Here is a 2,020-nt window from a genome sequence, read left to right as displayed (position 1 = left end):
TCATTCCCGACGGTTCTCCGCAGGAGCCGTTCCGCGAAGATGCCGAGCTATTCTATCAGCCGAGCACCAGGCCGGGCGCGCATCTCCCCCATGCATGGGTCGGCACAAAAATCGGCAGGAATCCCCCGATTTCTACGCTCGATCTCGCCGGAAAAGGCCAGTTCACGCTGTTCACCGGAATAGGCGGCGAAGGATGGCAAGCAGCGGCCGAGCAGGTCGCGGCGGAATTCGGCGTGCCTATCGTGTTGCGACGGATCGGGTTCGGGCTGGAATATAAGGATCTATACGACGATTGGGCGCGGCTTTCGGATATCGCGGAAGACGGATGCCTTCTTGTGCGCCCCGACATGTTCGTCGCCTGGCGCAGCAAGACGATAAAGGATGATTGTGGTTCTGCCCTGCGTCAGGCCATGGCCGGGATCCTTGGTAGATGCTTTTAGAGCTTCGTCCTCCACGGGAAGGATCCCCAACCGACATCAGGGCACGATTTCGATCTTGGCGGAGGACTCCAGCCGCATCCGGCAGACCAGGCCTTCAGGTTCAAAGCTCAGGGCGACTGCGCCGGGCAACTCGCGCGTAAGGCATTGTTCCAGCAACCTGCCCACTAAGGCATGCTGGCCCTGACCACATGAGCCTCCGCACTCTCCAACGTCGCGTTAAGCAGATTGAGGAGGGCCGGAAGCCGCGAACATCGCCCATCGCGATATGGTTCGGTTCGTGGGATGCCTTCGTCGATGGGGCATATGTGGCGGTGAGCGCAGGCACGTTGGACGCGGAATTCCTCGACGTGGTGGACGCTTTGCGCGCTTGGGAAGTCGGCGGGGTATGGGCGGTGGCGTATGCTCGCTGACGGGGAGCCAGCATGGCTACTAGCGTGGCGGAGCGGACAGTCAGCTCCGCTCAAAGGACTTCTGTGCCATTCAGTCCGATGTAGGCGCGTAAATGTCGAACTCGAGGGTTATACGCCTTTGGGCCATTGCCTCAAGCGTGTCGATTTCCAGTGATCCGCCCTCGGCAGTCTCGTTCATGAATAGCCCGCAGAATATGTCCGCACCGACGTTCGCTATATTTGCCAGATGCTTAAGTCACTCGATACCATTGATAGCAGTGTTTTATCTGACCATTAAGATTGCCCGGTTCGCGGACATCTGTCGTCAGCTGCCAAAATCCTGTCCGAGCTGGTTTTTTGTTCTGTGACCTGATTCCCAATTCACTTTTGCGCGCCCATCTAGTCGGCTTGATACCTAGCGCCAAAGAAATCTCCTCAGGGTCAAGGTCGTCGCCAAAAATTCTGAGTGCTGCGCTCGTCGTCCCTACCTTTGCCATAGCGCATATCTATCTGAGCTAAAAAATCCGCTTTCCACCTATATCGCGTGCCCGACGCTGCCAGCACCCTGCGCCCTCGGGCGTGGGATGCTGCTATGAGCCGTTACGCCGCTAGAAATACGCTAGAGCGCAACATGTGAGAACGCGGAGAGCAATCCGCCAGGCGGAGTAAGCGGTTATATTTGCATTGAAAAATGGTGGACGCACTTGGGCTCGAACCAAGGACCCGCTGATTAAGAGTCAGAATCCTGGGGGTTTTGTGAGGTCCATCTATATCCAAAAAGCCTTGATTCCTATAGCGTTCGTGTCCACTGAAGTCCCAGAAATTCCGGGGGTATTCCACTCCATCTGTTACCTTAGGTAACAACTGGACCCGTTGATGGGGAGGACAATATGGTAGGCTCGATAGGTTTGACAGACGCGAAGATCATGGGACTCAAGCCACCCGCGTCAGGGCAGGTCGAGATCCCAGACCAACTGATACCGGGTCTTAGAGTCCGCATAGGCTCAACCGGCGTCCGCACGTTCATTCTTCGCAAGCGGATTGGCGGCAAACTCCGGAACATAACGCTAGGGCGATATGGACCGCGCTTTGGGCTAGCGGACGCTCGGAAGAAGGCGAGGGGGCTGCTAGTTGATATTGAGGCCGGTAAGGACCCGACGATTAATCTAGTGACGCCCCGTAAGTCTGGGG

Annotated in this window: 2 protein-coding genes, 1 tRNA gene and 1 pseudogene; 2 read left to right on the top strand and 2 right to left on the bottom strand. The window is 56.9% G+C overall.

The window, feature by feature from the left end:
- Positions 1-440 (top strand): annotated as a pseudogene (locus SPHV1_RS25330) (2,4-dichlorophenol 6-monooxygenase); the annotation flags it as partial.
- 640 nt (positions 441-1,080) lie between these two features.
- Here the strand turns inward: SPHV1_RS25330 and SPHV1_RS26080 are convergent.
- Both SPHV1_RS26080 and SPHV1_RS24780 read right to left on the bottom strand, forming a co-directional pair.
- Positions 1,081-1,326, bottom strand: coding sequence for a DUF4279 domain-containing protein (locus SPHV1_RS26080; protein ID WP_082430739.1), 246 nt, complete (start codon positions 1,324-1,326; stop codon positions 1,081-1,083).
- Positions 1,327-1,521: 195 nt separating this feature from the next.
- A tRNA-Lys gene (locus SPHV1_RS24780) sits at positions 1,522-1,630 on the bottom strand.
- Between the two features lie 89 nt (positions 1,631-1,719).
- On the opposite strand from SPHV1_RS24780, the gene SPHV1_RS02340 reads away from it, so the two are divergent.
- The coding region (locus SPHV1_RS02340) for an Arm DNA-binding domain-containing protein (RefSeq protein WP_156367208.1) at positions 1,720-2,020 on the top strand (301 nt) is incomplete at its 3' end.

The sequence above is a fragment of the Novosphingobium sp. KN65.2 genome (assembly GCF_001368935.1).
Classification (GTDB): Bacteria; Pseudomonadota; Alphaproteobacteria; order Sphingomonadales; family Sphingomonadaceae; genus Novosphingobium; species Novosphingobium mathurense.
Note: the sequence above shows the minus strand (reverse complement) of the source record. Positions and strands in the feature narration are given on the sequence as shown.

Coding starts and splice junctions, on each gene's coding strand:
- SPHV1_RS26080 (WP_082430739.1), bottom strand. CDS start 1,326: ATGGCAAAGGTAGGGACGACGAGCGCAGCACTCAGAATTTTTGGCGAC.